Source organism: Sphingomonas sp. M1-B02, from assembly GCF_026167525.1.
Classification (GTDB): domain Bacteria; phylum Pseudomonadota; class Alphaproteobacteria; order Sphingomonadales; family Sphingomonadaceae; genus Sphingomonas.
The window spans coordinates 1700172-1717635 of record NZ_CP110679.1 but is presented as its reverse complement, the minus strand read 5'-3'; the positions used below and the strand labels follow the sequence as shown (position 1 = coordinate 1717635).

The following is a 17464-nucleotide window of genomic DNA, read 5'->3' as shown; positions in this document are numbered from 1 at the left end:
TGAATGACCGGAAGTGGGTCGTTACCGGCCCGTCCGCTGTCAGCCAGCGCTTTCGCCCGCCCCGATGTCCGAGATTGGGTGATGGGGGTGACGCCCCCCGACGGCATCGATGTGCCAAAGTGGAGGTGAAGAACACCACTCGAGGGAGGCGTCCATATCGGAAGTTAGCATAATTGGGTTGGATATCGCCAAGCATTTTTTTCAGGCGCACGGCGTAGATGCGTCGGGCCATGTGCTTCTTCGCAAGAAGATCGCGCGTGCGAAGTTACTGCCGTTTTTCGCTGCCCAGCCACGTTGTCGGGTCGCTCTCGAAGCGTGTGGCAGAGCGCATTACTGGGCGCGCGAGCTGCTCAAGCTGGGTCACGATGTGCGGTTGATTGCGCCGGCCTATGTGAAGCCGTTCGTAAAGAGCCAGAAGAACGATGCGGCCGATGCCGAGGCGATCTGCGAGGCAGCCCAGCGACCGAGCATGCGGTTCGTGCCAGTGAAGACGGAAGAGCAGCAGGCGGCAGCGATGGTGTTCCGTGGCCGTGATCTGCTGGTGCGGCAGCAAACTCAGATCAGCAATGCCCTGCGCGGTCACATGGCCGAGTATGGCTGGATCGCACCAAAGGGCCTGGCGCATCTGGAGAAGCTTGCCGCACTGCTCGCCGATCCGTCGGCTGTTCCCCAGGGCGTACGATCGGTCTGCATGCTTCTGCTCGATAGCTTGGCCACGCTCGACCGGCAGATCGCCGAGCTCGACAAAGAGATCGTGCGTCGTTCACGCGAAGATGCGGTTGCACGCCGGCTGATGACGATCCCGGGCATCGGCCCGATCACGGCGACCGCGATACTGGCGCTCGCGCCGCCGCCCGGCACGTTCGCCAAGGGGCGTGACTTTGCTGCCTGGGTCGGCCTCACACCGCGGCAGCACTCAACGGGCGGCAAGCAGAAGCTGGGTTCCATCTCCAAGATGGGCGAGCGCACGCTCAGGCGGCTGCTGATCATCGGCAGCAGCGCGGTGGTCCTGCAAACGAGCAAGCGGGGGGCGCCCAAAGGATCCTGGCTGGAGCAGATGATGGCGCGCAAGCCACGCATGCTTGTCACGGTGGCGCTCGCCAACAAGACGGCGCGTATCATCTGGGCGCTGCTGATGACGAACGAGGATTATAGAGCTCCGGTCGCGGCGGCGTAAGCCAAGGCGGGCCGGAGGTCGTCGGGGCGTAGGTCGGTCGAAGGAGTGTATGGCACAACAGTGGGCGAGACGGGGTCGGAAGAACCAGGGCTTGCCACCGTGCTTCATCAGCACGCTCAGGGTGATGTGGTTCCGATCCGCGAACTCCCATACGGGCCCGCAGCCATCATCGCTGCATCAGAGGCCGGACAGATGGCAGCATCCGACTACGCGCCAATACTCCAAACACCGCTTGCGTCACGCGGGACGTCCACAGATGGAAAGCGGACGCTCGCCCACAGCAAAGCGCCGCCAGTCTTTAGACCAGCGGCGCTGCCTTACTCTAGGTATCAGTGCTTAGGCGATGGCGAACTGCGGGCCAACATTCTGTTTCTTGCCGCGACGCATGCCAGCGCCGACTGCGCCGAAGCCCACCAGAATCATCGCCCAAGTGGCAGGCTCGGGAACGGCCGACACGGTCGCGCCCGCGCCGAGCTGTGCGAAGCTTGTGACGGTGTTCCCGCCGGCCGTGAGATCGAGACGATAGGTGTTGTTCGCGTTCGCGTCGAAGCCCAATCCGGAGAACTGTGAGAAGCTCAAACGCTGACTGTTTTGAATGTCGCCGCCAGCGCTTACCTTGTTGTCATTAAGGAAGCACAGCGGCGAGATCGGGCAGAGAGGGTCGTACGTTACGAAAGCGCTCGTCAGGAGGTTGGTGAGTCGAATATTTGACCCGGAAGTAGCGCCGCCAATGCTGAAGTCATAGCTTACGTCCGTTCCGAGGGCGAAGACGTAGAGGCCGCTCGTTGAGGCCGACGCAGGATTTTGATACTCGTGGAAGCGAACTGCCAGTTCGTTATTTCCATCCGTCAGAACCGTCGCGTTAGCAGGGGTGTAATTGTTGCCCGTTCCATATTGGAACCCACCGGTTGGGTTCGAATTGTAGGTCGTCACCTGCGCTGAACTTGGTACAGCAACAGCCATAACGCACGCGGCAAGAACCGTTATAATCGCCTTCTGCATGGAAGCCCCCTCTACGCCGCGCATTGAAATCGTCGCGGCCCTTCTATTTAGTTCGATACCTACGAATTTAATGGAGTGTCAACGTTCGATCGAATCCCCATTCGGGGCACCTCTGTTGGAACGAAGCGAGGCTCCGGGGTCCATGCGAGGTGTCAGACGCGCAATCAGTCGGTGGGTAGGAATCTCTGAACAGCTAATATGGGCGGTGGGCAGCGCTTCCGACCAGCAGGACGGAATGTCCGGAATTGGGTCGGTTAGCGGCCCGGCCGCTACTGGGGCGCGACTGAGAGAGCACGAACCGCTAATGATGGGTGGGAAGCCGGGAATTTGTAGGCAGCGAACCATTCGGGGGCGCTTCGTCATATCCACCGCAATCTCTTGAAGCGTCGCTTGTGAATGCCAGATTTGGCTCTACAAAATGGGCATGCGGCGCATCGGTCTGTTCTTCGCACTGTGGCTCACCGGGCAAGCAGCGCTCGCTCAAAGGCCCCCGTCGCCTGCCCAAACGCGCGGTCCCTTGCCCCTGCCTCTGGTTGATCGTCAGGTCGCCGTGGACGGATCCCGGCGCCTGCACATCCGCTGCGGAGGAGCGGGCACCCCGACCGTCGTGCTCAATGCTGGCCTCGGCGGTGACGCCGACAGCTGGCGTGGCGTCCAGCATCAGATCGCGCAATCCACCCGGGTCTGCAGTTGGGACCGACCGGGCTTCGGATCAAGCGACGAAAGTGGTGCTTCGCAAGATGCCGCCTATACCACCTCTCAGCTTGAGAAATTGCTCTCCGCCGCCGACGTTCGACCGCCTTATGTGATTGTGGGACATTCCTACGGGGGTTATGAATCGGTGCTGTTTGCACACAGGAATGAGAAAGCGACCCGAGCACTGGTCCTCCTCGACCCGACCTATCCGCATCTCGACCGGATTTTCCTGCAGGCCGCCCCGTCTATCGGGCGCCTCTACAGCGATTATTTGAAGGGTCGGATCGCGGTCGGCCGTGCATGCCTCGCCGCGGCGGCGAAGGAGGGATGTGCAGGGCCGCCTGACAAGGACCCTGCCCGTCGCGCGGCCTTCCTCCGTAGCCGGCTATCCATATACGAGAGTTGGCAGGCCAGCGCTGTGCAGGTGGGGGCTGTAAAGGCATTAGGCCGGCTACCGCTGTTCGTGCTTACGGCAGGAGTGCATAGCCCGACCGATGGAGCAGATCCCGCGGACGAACCCAAGGCGGAGGCGGCTTGGAATGGAATGCATCAACGCTATGCGAAGCTCTCGACTGTCGGTGTGCACCGCCGCGTTCCGGGCGCCGGGCACATGATACACGACGATCGACCCGACATCGTGGTCGCTACCATCGAAGAAGCGATCGCGGTTGCAAGAGAGGGCGCTGGCCCCCGAGGACGTTGAAGGTGAGACGTTTGGTCGGTAGCCGACCGTCGCTTTTCGATGCGGGAGGGCAGGGGCGAGGGCTCCAAAAGCCGAAATTGGGTGATGGGGCGGACGCCCCCCGACGGCATCGATGTGCCAAAGTGGAGCGCCGCCAGTCTTTAGACAAGCGGCGCTGCCTTACTCGAGGTATCAGCGCTTAGGCGGTGGCGAACTGCGGGCCAACATTCTGTTTCTTGCCGCGACGCATGCCAGCGCCGATTGCGCCGAAGCCCATTAGCATCATCGCCCAGGTCGCCGGTTCCGGCACGGACGGGACGGCCACCGGGATCGCCGAGACATTTCCATTGAGCGAAAACGGGCTGGCATTCGTGCTGGGGGTGTAGTTCTCAACACGGAAGGTGCCGCCGGGGGCCGATGCGGCACTGGTCGCAACGATGCGGAAAAAAATGCTCGACGCGCCGGTCAGGGGGGCGAAGTCTAGGATGCGGCTCGTATCCGAAGTGCTTTGGGTAAAGGTCGAGACTTGCGTGAATGCGCCGCCGTCCACCGCTGCGAAGACGGCCATGTTACTTGGTCCAGTGTTCGAACGAGACGACGTGAAAGCGAGCTGATTGACCACGGCGCTATAGCCGGTGGTGACGTTGAAGCCGAAGTTAAGATAGTCATTGGCATTGGACGCAAACGCGCTCCAGCCAGACGAATTAAACCCGTCCGAAGCGCTGACCGGGGTAAGGCCGCTGCCTCGCGTGAAGTTCACCCCGGTGAGGTTCGCGGCGACAAACGATGGCGCTTCGGTCGCGGTGATCCCCGAATTGTCGCTGAAATTATACTGGAGCAGCGATGCCGCGTAAGCGGGGTTGGCAATGGCGAGCAGGCCGAGCGCGGTCGCGCCAGTGAGGCCAGATTTGATACGCTTCGCAACCTTCATATCCATCAACATTCTTCTTGCCCCTTATTTGTTTGGCGAGGGCTAATCTCCCGCTGCATGGTTTGATAGAGCGGCGTTGTGACAGGGCTTTGACGGATAACGGAAAATTAACGCTTGTCGAAATGGGGCCGAAAATCAGATTGTGGCTGAATGGCGGGTATGGGGAATTGGGCCGGGCAGGCTGAATGGCGACTTGTAGGTCGCTTGCGGACTGGCAGCTCTCGGGACAAGTGGTCCCAGACCCGCCAGACGAGTCGGGTGCCCTGTTCCTAAGCGCTCCATGATCGTAGGGTCTTTGACTGAACCGATATGAACACTGGGACGGGCACCGAGACAGCGGCGGCATTATCTGCAGTCGAACGGGGCCGCGCCTTCCCGCCAACGCTGGACGTGCGCAGGCCGGGGGAACGCCGACGCGTCTGTCTGCTGGGAGCGACCGGCACCATCGGTAGCGCAACTGCCGCCGCGCTCGTTCGGCAGGGACACGACGTAGTCTGTCTGGTCCGGGCCGGGGCTGGCGTCGGTAAATCACGAACGCCGGCAGGCTCCACCGGGCTGTTTGAAGGCGTCACCGTCAAGGCGGTCGACCCCACCGATCCCACCGCGCTGGCCCGCGACGGGTTTACCGGCGAGCGGTTCGATGCCGTGGTGTCGTGCATGGCATCGCGCACCGGAGCGCCTCGCGATGCTTGGGCGATTGATCATCGCGCCCATCTGAACGTGTTGGAGGCTGCGCAGGAGGCCGGTGTCGGCCACTTCATCCTGCTGTCTGCCAATTGCGTGCAAAAGCCGCTTCTTGCCTTTCAACATGCCAAATTGGCATTCGAGGCGGCGATCATCGATTCCGGCATGCGCTATTCGATCGTGCGACGCACTGCCTTTTTCAGATCGCTATCGGGCCAAATCGAACGTGCCCGCGAAGGCCGCGCCTTCCTGATCTTCGGCGATGGAAGTTTGACCGCTTGCAAACCTATCAGCGACGGCGATCTGGGGGACTACATCGCAGCGTGCCTGAACGAGGACAGCCGCTGGAACCGCATCCTGCCGATCGGTGGTCCGGGCGACGCCATCACTCCGCGGCAGCAGGGCGAAGCGCTGTTCGCGTTGCTCGGCCGCACGCCCAAGTTTCGCTCGGTTCCAGTTTGTCTGCTGGACGTGATTGCCGGGGGCCTCGCGGCATTTAGCCGAATTGCGCCATCGTTGGCCAAGAAGGCCGAGCTGGCCCGGATCGGCCGCTATTACGCCACTGAATCCATGCTCGTGCTGAATCGGGCAATCAGGCAGGTACGACGCGGCTGCTACCCCTTCGACCGGAACCGAGACCTTGTTTGACTACTACCACGCCGTCCTTGCCGGCGAAGTTGTGCCGCGACGAGGGGACCACGCCGTCTTCTAAGGACCGGACGAAATCGAAAACTGCGCATCTCCAAGAGGATGAGCCATTGCGCTGATGCGCGACCCGAGACAGTTTGTGTCGGCCGGCATCAAGCGGGGCTGCGTGTGGCTAAACGACCGAAGAGGATTTGGATGATCTTTGCCTGGGTGGTGGGCCTGGCCGCGGTCGCTATCGGCATCCTGGCAGTATCGCTCTATGCCCCTGACAAACCCCGCGCTGCGCTTGAGGCATCATATGCCGGGAACTATCGCACGGTCGACGGCGTGCGCCTGCGCCTGCGTGATACGGGCCCGAGCGATGCGCCGGCGATAATATTGCTGCACGGTTTCGGCGCGAGCCTCGACACATGGGAGCCGTGGGCGAAGGCCCTGTCGGCGCGTTACCGTGTGATCCGGTTCGACCTGCCAGGCTTTGGACTTACCGGTGCCGATCCCACCGGCGACTATAGCGACCAACGCGAAATCAATATCCTCACAGGCCTGATGGACCAGCTGCGAGTCGACCGCGCAGCGCTTGTCGGCAATTCGCTGGGGGGACGCATCGCCTGGAAGTTCGCCGCCGCCCATCCCGCCAGGGTAACTCGGCTGGTATTGATTTCCCCGGACGGGTTCGCCAGCCCAGGCTTCGACTATGATAAGCCCCCCAATGTCCCGCTGATGATGCAGGCGCTACCCTACGTCGCGCCGCGCGCTATGCTAAGATCGAATCTAGCCGCCGCCTATGCGAATGCCGCGGCGTTGCGCGAAACGACCGTTACCCGCTATCGGGACCTGATGCTCGCGCCAGGCGTACGGCGCGCAATGCTGGAGCGTATGGGCCAGACAATCCTGCTCAATCCTGCCCCGATCCTCGCGCGCATTGAGGCACCGACTCTCCTGCTTTGGGGTGAGCGGGACGGCATGATCCCCATCAGCAACGCGGCCGATTATCTTCGGCACCTGGCTGATGGCGAGTTGGTGCGGCTGCCTGACCTCGGCCATGTGCCGTTCGAGGAAGACCCGGTCACATCTTTGCCGCCGTTAGAACGGTTCTTGTCCGATAAAACGCCGTAGGCGCAGGCGGGAGAGTACCGTTTCTTTCCTGAACGCACCCGGTACGACTGCGGAAGACCAATGCCGACAGGGACGGCAATTGTCGGCGCGATCACATCGTCGGCTGAACAACAGTTCTCGGAGCGCAAAGCTCCCCTGCGTAGGCGCGGTCCCCGTCGGCAAGGACCGCGCCAGGTTCAGATCTCGGTCTTTTCTGCAAGATTCTGCTTGGACACACCAAATCGAGAACCTGGTCCGGCATGTGCTGTCTGCAAGCGGCCGCTTACGAGCGCAGTCGCATCGATGTCGAAGCGGCGGTTGGCGATGGCGACATAGACTCCGGTGAGGGCGATTCCCGAAAGTCGCCATAAACACAGATTAAATCGTGATTTTTCACCGTATATACCCCTCAACGCAGCGCAATCCTGCCTCGGCCCTTCGGCGACCGGCAACCTTCGCGGGGGGACGCCGTTTCTCTCGCAATTCCCAATGGAGCGAAGACATGGCGACGACGTACCAGGGCACTTCCGAAGGTCTGAAGGACCTGTTCATCGTGGCGTTGCGAAATGCCCACGCGCTGGAGAAGCAGGCGCTTTCGATCATGACGCCCCAGGTGGCCCGGATCGAGAATTACCCCGAAGTGGCCGAGCGGCTCCGCGCGCATATCGAGGAAACCAACGGACAGCTGACCCGCCTGGACGAGTTGCTCGCCGACCTGGACACGAGCGGCTCCGCGCTGAAGGATCTCGGGCTGAGCCTGACCGGCAGCATGGCGGCGATCACCCACAGCATCGCAGGCGACGAAATCCTGAAGAACAGCTTCGCCAATTACGCGTTCGAGAATTTCGAGATCGCGGCCTATAAATCGCTGATTACCCTGGCTGAACATGGTGGTTTCGCAAGCGCGACACCTGCCCTTGAGCAGACCCTTCGCGAGGAGCAGGCCATGGCGCAGTGGATCGACGAGGCGCTGCCGATGGTCACGCGGCGCTATGCCGACCTCTATGTGACCGAGGGCTCTTCCGAAGCGAAGGTCTGACACCCATTGCCACGCGGGCGACCGAACCGGTCGCCCGCGGTCCGGCGTATCAGCCGCACAAAGGATTCAGCCAGTGACCGATCTCGCCGATCCGCCTGCCACCACCCTGTCCGATGCCCATACCGAAATGCCGAGCCTGAACGGGCGCAAGGCGATAATCACCGGCGGCACCACCGGCATCGGCCGTGCCATTGCCGTGCTGCTCGCTTCGGAAGGCGTCGACGTCTTTGTCTGCGGCCGTGAACCGCAGCATCTTGAGGATGGTCTCAAGCGCATCAGGGAGGTCGGGAAAGGCAACGGGATCAATCTCGACCTCGCGGAGCCGGACGCCGTCGATCGTTTCGTCACGTCGGCACGCGATTATTTCGGAGACTTCGACATCGCGATCGTGAACGCAGCGGTCCCGGCGAAAGGTCTCACCACCATGACGGCCGAAGAATTGCGCTTTGCGATCGCCATCGACTTCACGGCGTATCTGACCACTGCGTATGCCGCGGTCGAAGTGATGAAGGATCATGGCGACATCGTCTTCATCGGTTCGGTTTCGGCGCATATGCTCGGCGCCGAAGGCAGCGTATATGCCGGCATGAAGGCCGGGATCGCCGGCTTCGCGGAGGCGGTGCGCAAGGAACTTGGCCCCAAGGGCATCAAGGTCTGCAACGTCGAGCCCGCCAAGACTGGCGCCGATTTCCAATATGAAAGCTTCACCTCGGAAGCGCAGGCGGAGGAGAATCGACAGGAGACGATGCTGCGCGCGGAGGACATTGCCGTGGGCGTGCATTACGCGCTCACTCAGCCACGCCGCGCAGTGGTGCAGCAGATTGTTATCGCGCCCCGTGCCCGGGGCGATGAATGACTGTATTCGATATCGATCAACTGGTATTTGGGCCGGACGATGTAGACCTCTCGCGGTCGCCGCTGGCTGGCCATTTGGACGCGGAAACCTATGTGCTCGGGGCGTTCAATCCTGGGCTCACGCGGTTACCGAACGGCAATCTCGCAATCTTCGTCCGTATCGCGGAGGCGCTGCGCAAGCCTGTGGTGGACGGAAACATCCACGCGATCCGCTGGACGGAGGGGCGCTATGTGCTCGACCCCTGGCCGGTCGATTTGTGCGACACTTCCGACCCCCGCAAGTTCCTCGTGCGCGGTGGAAAGTGGAGAGTGATGGCGCTCACGTCGCTGTCGTGGATACTTCCGGTCGAGCTGACTCCCGATGGGCGCGAAGTGGTGACCGTCCATTACGACAAGGCGATCGCCCCGCACGCCAGCTTCCAATGCTATGGCGTCGAAGATCCGCGCGTATCGAAGGTCGGCGACCGCTGGCTGATGACAACCTGCTCGGTCAGTCCAGAGCGCCATTCAACGACGCTCTACAGTTCTACCAACGGCCTCGATTATGTTTTCGAGGATATCGTGCTTGATCATCAAAACAAGGATATGCTGATCTTCGAGGGCTTGGTCGGCGGTAAATACTGGGCACAGACTCGACCTCTCGGTGACCTGTATTTTGCATATCCAACGGGCAGCGAATGGCGCGCCGGCCCTTCGATAAACCTGGCAACTTCGCTTGATGCACTCCACTGGAAGCCGCATCGCGAGCCTGGTATCCGCCCAAGTGCCGCGACCGTGCACACCGCGCGCATGGGAGGCGGCACGCCGCCGATCCTCACCGATCGAGGTTGGCTGACGCTGTGGCATGGTGTCGAACCAAAGGAGATTGTCGGGATCTACCGAACCTATTGGTCAATCCTTGATCGTGACGATCCCGCGAAAATGGTAGACACCAGCCACACCCCTTTGCTCGAAGCCAATCCCGAACTAACCCGCCCGCTTGAAGACAAGATGTACGTTCGAGACGTGGTCTTCACCACCGGTATCGTCGACGCTGGTCATCACTATATTGTGGCATCCGGGGAGGCGGATCTTGCATGTAGGATCACGCATATCCCGAAATTGGCATTAGAGGATCTTAATTAACAATAGGAAGCAGCGTCCGGTTTCAGCCACCGGCATGAGTACGCAGAATGCCTGAAAGTGGGGCGCAAAGCCGCCCAAAATTTGAGCGGCCCATCATTACCGACGGGCCGCTCTCGCGTCAGAGCTCGGTTCGCTCTGCGAGGATCAGAGCAACTTCAATGTCGACCCCGAGATATCGATGCGTTTTCGATCTTCGCGTGACCGAGCAGGATCTGGATAGCGCGAAGATGCCGGTGGCTTTGTAAATCATCGATGCCTTTCGTGAAACGAAGCAAATGCGTGCCATACTCAGCGCGTCTGAGGCCAACTGCATCGACCGACTCATCGACCAGCCGAGCATATTGTCTCGTGCTGAGGTGACTCGCGTGATCGACACGCTCGGAAAAGCATAGTCGTCGATTCCGCCGCCGCGGCGCTCGAACCAACTGAGCAAGCTCGCCCTGACCTCAGCGGTGAGGTCAAATTAGACCGGCTTTCCAGTCTCGGCTGGATCACGATCGACCCTGTCCAGATATCTGCTCCGGATACGAGATCGCCGATCTTGATCTTTACCAGATCGCAGCCTCGCAGCTTGCTGTCGATCGCTAGATTGAGGAGCGCTCTTTCACGAAGGCGACCTTCTCAATCCAGGAAAAAGCGCACGGCCCAGATTTGCTTCTGCGTTAGCGGACGCTTGGTGCCGACTGTCTTGCCTGCGTTCCAAGGGGGCCGGCGCTGGGCAACAGGATCATAACGCGAGTGTTCCATTGTTCCTCTCCACGGCCGTAATTGGCCGCAGGAGTGAACGCGGTGGGCGTCGTCGATAAATGCGGCCGTCCGTTAGCGACCCAATTGTCGCCGTTTAGGTCGCTCACCTAGCTTCCCCAAACCTGCGTCCGCTCAGCCATGATTTTTCGGCTCACATTGCGGGCGACGAACTGGCAGTTTTGACGGATGATCGAGATAGCGGCCGTTTGTCGCCGGGTCGAATCACCCGCTCGTTGACGGGATTCATTAGATCGCATGCATCAATCTATGGTTTACTGCGTTCGACCCATGCACAATGTAACAAGGCTTTTGAATGGCATCGATTGAAGAGCTCAAACAACGGCAGAAGGCACTTGCTCAGTTTGGCGCGTTCGTTCTCGATCATGACGACCTTCAAGGCGTTCTCGAAGAGGCATGCCGAATCATCGCTTTCGCGCTCGGTGTCGACCTCTCCAAGGTTATTCAGATCGAACGCAACTCTAACACAGGCCTCGTGCGGGCCGGCTACGGCTGGAAACTGGGCGTTGTCGGCAAGATGCGCGTTGATCTCGACGAACGCTCTTCAGAGGCATACGCGATCGAAAAAGGCGAGCCCGTCATCACCAACGACCTTGCGCAGGAGGAGCGGTTCCACTTCCCGGAATTCCTTCGCGACCACGGCGTCGTAGCTCTCGTAAACGTCCCGATCTTCCTCCCGGGCCGTAAGCCCTGGGGCATCCTGCAGGTGGACGCGAAGGAGCCGCGAACGTTCGGCGAGGAGGATATAGACTTCCTGCGGACCTACGCCATGATCCTCGGGCCGGTTGTGGACCGGCTGGAAACCGTGAGCGAACTTAGCGCCACGGACGAGCGGCTACGCCTGATCGCTGAAAACGCGCGAGATTACGTGATCGTCTTGAGCGATCCCGCGGATAGGATCACCGACTGGCTCGGCGGGTCCGCCGAGATCCTAGGCTGGGCTGAGGACGAAGTGCTTGGGAAGACGACCAGCCTCCTTTTCACGCAGCAGGATCGCGACGAGAAAGTGCCGGAGCGGGAGCTAAGTGAAGCGACCGCGGGCGGCACCGCGGCAAATGTCCGCTGGCACTTGCGGAAAGATGGCAGCAGGGTCTTTCTCGATGGCCATACCGTCGCGCTGAAGGACTTGGGCGGGGAAGTTCAGGGCTTCCTGAAGATCGCCCAGGACGTGACTTCCCGCAAGAGAGCCCAGGAGCACCAAGCGGTGCTGTTGGCCGAGCTTCAACACCGGGTCCGCAACATCCTCGCCGTGATTCGCTCGATGGTTCGCAGGACGCACGAAGAGGGGCAGACGGCCGAAGAGTTCATCCAGCATCTGGAAGGGCGGCTCGGCGCGCTTGCCCGTACCCAGGTGCTACTCACCCGCACCGTGGACGCGGCGGTGGACCTAGATATGCTGATCCGCGATGAATTGGTGAGCCAGGCTTCAGACGACGACGAGATGAAAATCGAGGGCCCGGAGGTCAAACTCGCACCAAAGGCGGCGGAGGTGCTCACGCTAGCGATCCACGAGTTGACCACGAATTCGGTCAAATACGGTGCACTTTCGCAGCCGCGTGCTGAAATTGAAATCTCTTGGAACGTCGAGCAGCGAGGTGGATGCGCATGGTTGAGCTTGAGCTGGTCTGAGACCGGCGTGCCGATAGTTCCGAGCTCCCCGCTTCGCCGCGGCTTCGGAACCGAGCTTATTACGCAGCGAGTGGCATACGAGCTGCGGGGCACCGGCACCTTGAAAATGGGCGCCGGCGGAATTCGTTGTACGCTCGAATTCCCTTTGGAAGCGCGGCCGAGCATTCTTCAGACAGACGAGTATAAGGGGCACTTCCAGGCATGATGCGTGAACGAAAGCCCAGCGCCGACCTAGGCGGAATGAGAATCTTGGTGGTCGAGGATGAGTTCTACCTCGCTACGGACATCGCTGATCAGATTGAGCGGGCGGGCGGCACTGTGCTGGGGCCGTGTGCCGACGCTTCTGCGGGCGTGGCGGAATTGGACGCAAGTCCCGACTGCGCCGTTATCGACATCAACCTCGGCCAAGGCCCCTCGTTCGAGATGGCCGAGGCGCTGAAGAGAAGGGGGGTGCCCTTCCTATTCATGACAGGCTACGATGCTGCGACGATCCCCCTGGAGTTTGCGCATGTGGAGCGGGTCGCAAAACCGGCGGACACCTCCCGCGTAATCGATGCTATAGCCCGTCTGACAGGCGGAGGAAGAGTGAGCTAGTTATCAGTCTGCCGATCGTTGGGATGAAGATTGGCAGGATCGAACTTCCCCACGTACACTAGCGACTTCAGTTGTGGATCTCCACAACCCCCCCGACAATGCCACCAGTCCTTCCTCATGAAGAGACCCAAAAATACGGTTGACGTGCACAGGTGTCAGGCCGAGCGCATCACCCGGTTGCTCTTAGGTCATCGGCAGTTCGTATCGTAGCGCCGTTGGATGACTTTCATTGCCACGGCGCAGCGCCAATTCGCACAGTAAGTGGGACATACGCATCCGCGCATCGTGGCGTCCACGTTTACGAACCATTGGGCGACGATTGCGGCCTGCAGGACGCACTCGCACGAAAACGCAGCCACTATTGCCGGGTAACGCTTCACCGGATCGGTGCCGGCAATACTCAAGGGTTCGCAGCGCCGTTGCTCGTTGTCGTGGTGCTCGCGACGGCTTGTCAGCTTTCCTGATCGCTGCCTCAGAGCAGATAGTCGCCTAACCACCCAATCTCGGACATTTGGGCGGGCCAGCTGTCCTGTGAGCGGACCGTCCGCATAATAAGCGCCCGAATCAGCACGGCAATGATGCCACTGGGGCGCAAAGCCGCCGAACGATACGACGCCAATATCTACGCCGCCACAATCTTCCAGTGCACGCTCGATTCATCAAACCCATCGAATATCAAGGAAGCGATTGCCGCGGGCGCGAGGTAATCGGAAGATCGCATCGCGCCCTTGCGCTCAGGCAAGCTGAGGCCCAGGCTGTTTGGGATCGACAACGTAGCGCGCGAGCGTGCGAACCGGCGCGCCGCGGGTCTGCACAGCATCGACAACCTTCACATGGGTGTCCCAACGATCGAGATGAATGTCGAATAGCTGATAGCCGCGCTGGTTGTTGAGCAACAGCATGTTGGGATTATGCTTCAACACATCCTTCTGGGTCGGGCGCCGTGCATTACCGTCGCCCCCGCTGGAGATCGAGCTCGTCAGGAACTCGCTGGCCGCTGCAGGTCCCTCTGGCATACGGTCGTCCCGTGGAACCGAGCCGACAAAATGCTGATGCGCATCGCCGGTGGCAATCACGACATTGGTCAGCTTGCGATCGGTGATCGCCTTGACCAGCCGCTTGCGGCAGTCGGGATAGCCGTTCCAGCTATCTTTGCCATACACCGCCTCGCTGGCGCCGTCCTCGCGCTGGTCGAACGGCATTATCAGGACTTGCTGAGCCAGTAGGTTCCACCGCGCCGGACTGTTGAGCCCGCTGGTCAGCCAACGCTCCTGCTCGGCGCCCAGGATCGACCGTGCGGGATCGTCCTGAGCGACGCAATTTTTGCCGCCGCCGCCCCCAGGGCCGCACAGCTGTTCATTGCGGTACGAACGCGTATCGAGCACGTGCATGCGCAGCAGACTGCCATAGTCCAAGCGGCGGAACATCCGCAGCGCGCCCGCGCGCGGGAATTGCGCGGCGCGCACCGGCATATGCTCATACCAAGCCTGCATCGCCACCGCGCGGCGCAGTTCGAAAAGCGCGGGCGCGGTTCCATCCTGATCGGTGTTCGCCGCCCAATTATTGTCGATCTCATGATCGTCGAACGACGATGCGAAGGCCGCGGCGGCATGGGCCGCGATCAGGTCGGGATCGGATTTATACTGGGCATAGCGGCGGCGATAATCGTCGAGGCTGTAGATCTCGTCGCCGGCATGTTCGCGCACGATCGGCGCATCGCCGCCTACTCTCCGGCGTTTGCCCTCATAGATATAGTCGCCATAATGATAGATTAGGTCGAGATCGGGCTCTTGGCTCAGGTGGCGATAGGCGGTGAAGAAGCCGGCCTCATAATGCTGGCACCCGGCGACGCCGATTTTGAGCCGCGACGGCAACGCACCGGCGGCCGGCGCGGTCATCGCCGTGCCGACATTGCTGACATTATCGACGCCGGTGCGGAATCGGTACCAATAGCGACGCCCCGGGCGCAGCCCGGTGACTTCGACATGCACCGAATGCGCGAGTTCGGGTGGAGCGATGGCGTCGCCCGAGCGGGCGATCGTCTTGAAGCCGCTGTCTTCGGCGACTTCCCAGGCGACGGCGACCGCTGCCATCGGCATGCCGCCATGTTCCTCGAGCGGCTTGGGCGCAAGCCGCGTCCAGATCACGAAGCCATCGGGAAGCGGATCGCCCGCGGCGACGCCCAGCGCGAATGGATCGCTGGCGAAGGCCGGGTGCGCCCACAGCCGCGTGGTCGGAACCAGCGTGCCGAGGGTGAGGAGTCCGGCGCCGCCGAGCAACGCCCGGCGACCGATTTGATGGGTTTGCAAGGTTATTCTCCAGGTCAGTTGCTGTAGGTAAGGTGAAGGAAGAACAGGCTGCCATACTCGATATCGGCGCGGCGATAAGCGAGGTTCAGTCCGACAAGGAGTTCGCGATTGGCATTGAGCAGATTGCGCGCTTCGAAGCGTGCGCCCAGTGGCTGGAGATGTCGTAGCGGGCGGTCAGGTCGACCGTGGTGTTGGCGCCGTCGCCGACATCGAGCCAGGGCGAGTCGCCCAGCGTGTCGATATATTTGCTCTGCTTGTTGACCGCGACACGCAGCTCGCCGCGATCCTCGACATTGTACGTCGACCAGTCCGTGGCTCGAATAATTGGTTGAGACGTCGACCACCAGACGCTGGCCCGAATAGTCGAACGCACTCGCCGGGATGAGATTGATCAGCCCGCCCATCGCACCCGATTTGAGATCGGAGGTGAAGCTCTTATAGGCCTGGATCTGCTGCACGGCGCGCGCCGGGACAACCTGGAGACTGACCTGGCGGCGACCGCCGCCGGTATCGCCGATCGTTGCCAGCGTGATGCCGTCGAGCGTCACCGGAATTAGATCGGGATTGACGCCGCGCACTGACACGAACTGGCCGATATTGTCGTTGTTAAGCGTGCTCACCCCCATGATGCGACACAACGAGTCGGCAAGCGTGCGATCGGGCAGTGACCCGATGTCGTCCTGCGATTGAGTATCGACCACAACGAGCAACTCGCGCCGCGACTCCATATCCTTGCGGTTTTGGAACACCGAACCGGTCACGACGGTATCCGATCCTCGGTCGGCGGCTCCGCGACCTGTGCCTGAGCGAATTGCGCAGCGGAGGTGACGAGAGTGAATGAGCTGAGAGTGTCGGTGCGGCCCGAATATGTAGCGACCATTTTCTTGATTATTCCCGTGACTTATACGTCGCCGTTGCATCTAACGCTGCACTGCAACATGCCCGTGGCAAGCGCGCTACGGTTCGGGGACTCTTGAGTTGCGGAGATGTGACAATGAAGCCGAGGTTATTCTTGGTTGTGGCGCCGTGCCCATACTTCGGCGACCGCAGGGATCTACGGCGCTGCCTGATTGCTTAAGCTCGACGTTCGGCAATGGACGTTGCCGGAACGCAGAAAGTGCCGTTGCCCAATTTGCCTGCTCAAACGGAAGAGCGTCCGCTGTTAGACACTAGCTCAACCCAAGGGAACGGCGGGAACTGGGCGCAAAGCGTTGGTCACTACGCAAGGCGGCGCAAATGACATCTTACAGCCGACGGGCATTCCGGGTGAGCTAGCGTGAAAGCCGCGCTTCGCATGTTAGACGTACCAGCTCAGACAGAATGCTGACCCGTTCGGTTAACCAAGCGAGTTCCTCGTCGGCGACGCGATAGTGGGGTGAATATCGCGCATCAACATACGCTCGGCGAAGTAGCTCGAAGCTCCGTTGTGAGAACCGCGTGTCGCGGGGCCACGCTTCTATCAGCTTGGGCACTAGCCGCTCGGCTTGAGACCGTAGGAAATTGAGCTTGTGGCTCTTCGGACTGTAAAGCGTGACCACTAGCGAGGTGCAGTGGTAGTATCGCTCAGCCGCCTGATGAAGGAGAAACACGGCCTCTTTCCTCATGCTTTGATCTCGAGCTTGCTGTCCCAAGGCCAAATAGTTGTTCGCGGTGGGGAGCCACTCGTCAAAATAGCCCCGTGCTTCAGCCAGCGCAGCCTCTGGCGACAGCGGCTTCGCCTGCTCAAATGGGTGGTCTGGCGCCTCATAGAGCGCGATGCCATCCCGGACGATATCGACGAAAAACGGCCGTCCGCGCTTCAGCTGGGCGTTCACGTCGGAAAGGCTGTGGACGATGAAATTGACCGGCGTGCGCAGTTTGCCAGTCACGGTCTGCTCGCGCAGCAGATGGTCGTCGGCCTGTGCCCAATATTCGGTGACGTCGGCGAGTTCGTCGTGGTTGACCACGACCAGCAGATCATAGTCCGAATAATAGCCGCCGACGGGGTCGGCTACCCAGTCGCCGCGGGCGTAGGAGCCAAACAGGATGATCTTGAGAATCCGCCCCGCCTTGCGGTGAGGAGCGTTGCGGCCCGCAAGCGCGTCCTCAAACTCGGCGAAAAGGATGCGCACGATCGCCGCGAGTTCGTGACGCTTGGCGGCGGGCAGATGATCGAGGTCGGTGCGCATCGGTGCGAGGTTCTAGCGGGGCAGGGGGATCGGCGCACCGTTTTAATGCGCCCGGTGGTACGCGG

The 17464-nt window shown here is 61.0% G+C and carries 15 protein-coding genes and 1 pseudogene; 9 read left to right on the top strand and 7 right to left on the bottom strand.

The features are described 5' to 3' along the window. The first annotated feature begins 154 nt into the window (after window positions 1-154). Window positions 155-1177, top strand: a complete 1023-nt coding sequence (locus OKW87_RS08220; RefSeq protein WP_265544056.1) for an IS110 family transposase — start codon at window positions 155-157, stop codon at window positions 1175-1177. 336 nt (window positions 1178-1513) lie between these two features. Here OKW87_RS08220 and OKW87_RS08215 read toward each other — a convergent pair whose 3' ends face one another. Next, window positions 1514-2179 carry a PEPxxWA-CTERM sorting domain-containing protein gene (locus tag OKW87_RS08215; RefSeq protein WP_265543806.1) on the bottom strand — a complete coding sequence of 222 codons (666 nt, stop codon included), beginning with the start codon at window positions 2177-2179 and terminating at the stop codon, window positions 1514-1516. Between the two features lie 424 nt (window positions 2180-2603). On the opposite strand from OKW87_RS08215, the gene OKW87_RS08210 reads away from it, so the two are divergent. Beyond that, window positions 2604-3578: an alpha/beta fold hydrolase gene (locus tag OKW87_RS08210; RefSeq protein WP_265543803.1), complete on the top strand. Its 975-nt coding sequence runs from the start codon at window positions 2604-2606 to the stop codon at window positions 3576-3578. 178 nt (window positions 3579-3756) lie between these two features. Here OKW87_RS08210 and OKW87_RS08205 read toward each other — a convergent pair whose 3' ends face one another. Next, window positions 3757-4500 carry a PEPxxWA-CTERM sorting domain-containing protein gene (locus tag OKW87_RS08205; protein ID WP_265543801.1) on the bottom strand — a complete coding sequence of 248 codons (744 nt, stop codon included), beginning with the start codon at window positions 4498-4500 and terminating at the stop codon, window positions 3757-3759. A 297-nt stretch (window positions 4501-4797) separates the two neighbouring features. On the opposite strand from OKW87_RS08205, the gene OKW87_RS08200 reads away from it, so the two are divergent. Together OKW87_RS08200 and OKW87_RS08195 are read left to right on the top strand one after the other, a co-directional pair. Then, window positions 4798-5820 carry an NAD(P)H-binding protein gene (locus OKW87_RS08200; RefSeq protein ID WP_265543799.1) on the top strand — a complete coding sequence of 341 codons (1023 nt, stop codon included), beginning with the start codon at window positions 4798-4800 and terminating at the stop codon, window positions 5818-5820. 195 nt (window positions 5821-6015) lie between these two features. Then, on the top strand, window positions 6016-6936 hold the full coding sequence (locus OKW87_RS08195; RefSeq protein WP_265543797.1) for an alpha/beta fold hydrolase: 921 nt from the start codon (window positions 6016-6018) through the stop codon (window positions 6934-6936). A gap of 176 nt (window positions 6937-7112) precedes the next feature. Here the strand turns inward: OKW87_RS08195 and OKW87_RS08190 are convergent, their stop codons facing one another. Next, window positions 7113-7328 carry a hypothetical protein gene (locus OKW87_RS08190; RefSeq protein WP_265543795.1) on the bottom strand — a complete coding sequence of 72 codons (216 nt, stop codon included), beginning with the start codon at window positions 7326-7328 and terminating at the stop codon, window positions 7113-7115. An 89-nt stretch (window positions 7329-7417) separates the two neighbouring features. On the opposite strand from OKW87_RS08190, the gene OKW87_RS08185 reads away from it, so the two are divergent. The 3 genes from OKW87_RS08185 (at window position 7418) to OKW87_RS08175 (ending at window position 9934) form a co-directional block, all read left to right on the top strand. Continuing rightward, window positions 7418-7954, top strand: coding sequence for a ferritin-like domain-containing protein (locus OKW87_RS08185; protein ID WP_265543793.1), 537 nt, complete (start codon window positions 7418-7420; stop codon window positions 7952-7954). 73 nt (window positions 7955-8027) lie between these two features. Next, entirely contained in the window at window positions 8028-8810 is a 783-nt protein-coding gene (locus tag OKW87_RS08180) for an SDR family oxidoreductase (RefSeq protein WP_322740339.1), read from the top strand. Further along, entirely contained in the window at window positions 8807-9934 is a 1128-nt protein-coding gene (locus tag OKW87_RS08175; protein ID WP_265543791.1) for a glycosidase, read from the top strand. Before OKW87_RS08180 ends, OKW87_RS08175 begins: the two co-directional genes overlap by 4 nt. A 118-nt stretch (window positions 9935-10052) precedes the next feature. Here OKW87_RS08175 and OKW87_RS08170 read toward each other — a convergent pair. Next, window positions 10053-10681 (bottom strand): annotated as a pseudogene (locus tag OKW87_RS08170) (tyrosine-type recombinase/integrase). Between the two features lie 313 nt (window positions 10682-10994). Between OKW87_RS08170 and OKW87_RS08165 the strand changes: the two are divergent. Both OKW87_RS08165 and OKW87_RS08160 read left to right on the top strand, forming a co-directional pair. Continuing rightward, window positions 10995-12533, top strand: a complete 1539-nt coding sequence (locus tag OKW87_RS08165; RefSeq protein ID WP_265543790.1) for a sensor histidine kinase — start codon at window positions 10995-10997, stop codon at window positions 12531-12533. Next, a complete protein-coding gene (locus tag OKW87_RS08160; protein ID WP_265543788.1) occupies window positions 12530-12922 on the top strand; it encodes a response regulator in 393 nt (130 codons plus the stop codon). The genes OKW87_RS08165 and OKW87_RS08160 overlap by 4 nt, the downstream gene beginning before the upstream one ends. Window positions 12923-13656: 734 nt before the next feature. Here the strand turns inward: OKW87_RS08160 and OKW87_RS08155 are convergent. The 3 genes from OKW87_RS08155 to OKW87_RS08145 all read right to left on the bottom strand — a co-directional run bounded on the left by OKW87_RS08155 (window position 13657) and on the right by OKW87_RS08145 (window position 17399). Continuing rightward, window positions 13657-15231, bottom strand: a complete 1575-nt coding sequence (locus OKW87_RS08155) for an alkaline phosphatase D family protein (protein ID WP_265543786.1) — start codon at window positions 15229-15231, stop codon at window positions 13657-13659. Between the two features lie 14 nt (window positions 15232-15245). Continuing rightward, a complete protein-coding gene (locus OKW87_RS08150; RefSeq protein ID WP_265543784.1) occupies window positions 15246-15992 on the bottom strand; it encodes a TonB-dependent receptor plug domain-containing protein in 747 nt (248 codons plus the stop codon). A 510-nt stretch (window positions 15993-16502) separates the two neighbouring features. Further along, entirely contained in the window at window positions 16503-17399 is an 897-nt protein-coding gene (locus tag OKW87_RS08145; RefSeq protein WP_265543783.1) for a nucleotidyltransferase domain-containing protein, read from the bottom strand. Window positions 17400-17464: the final 65 nt, after the last annotated feature.

Excerpts from the sequence above, each read along its gene's own strand:
- OKW87_RS08215 (WP_265543806.1), bottom strand. The coding sequence starts at position 2,179 with ATGCAGAAGGCGATTATAACGGTTCTTGCCGCGTGCGTTATGGCTGTT.
- OKW87_RS08210 (WP_265543803.1), top strand. The coding sequence starts at position 2,604 with ATGCGGCGCATCGGTCTGTTCTTCGCACTGTGGCTCACCGGGCAAGCA.
- OKW87_RS08205 (WP_265543801.1), bottom strand. The coding sequence starts at position 4,500 with ATGTTGATGGATATGAAGGTTGCGAAGCGTATCAAATCTGGCCTCACT.
- OKW87_RS08200 (WP_265543799.1), top strand. The coding sequence starts at position 4,798 with ATGAACACTGGGACGGGCACCGAGACAGCGGCGGCATTATCTGCAGTC.
- OKW87_RS08195 (WP_265543797.1), top strand. The coding sequence starts at position 6,016 with ATGATCTTTGCCTGGGTGGTGGGCCTGGCCGCGGTCGCTATCGGCATC.
- OKW87_RS08185 (WP_265543793.1), top strand. The coding sequence starts at position 7,418 with ATGGCGACGACGTACCAGGGCACTTCCGAAGGTCTGAAGGACCTGTTC.
- OKW87_RS08175 (WP_265543791.1), top strand. The coding sequence starts at position 8,807 with ATGACTGTATTCGATATCGATCAACTGGTATTTGGGCCGGACGATGTA.
- OKW87_RS08165 (WP_265543790.1), top strand. The coding sequence starts at position 10,995 with ATGGCATCGATTGAAGAGCTCAAACAACGGCAGAAGGCACTTGCTCAG.
- OKW87_RS08160 (WP_265543788.1), top strand. The coding sequence starts at position 12,530 with ATGATGCGTGAACGAAAGCCCAGCGCCGACCTAGGCGGAATGAGAATC.
- OKW87_RS08145 (WP_265543783.1), bottom strand. The coding sequence starts at position 17,399 with ATGCGCACCGACCTCGATCATCTGCCCGCCGCCAAGCGTCACGAACTC.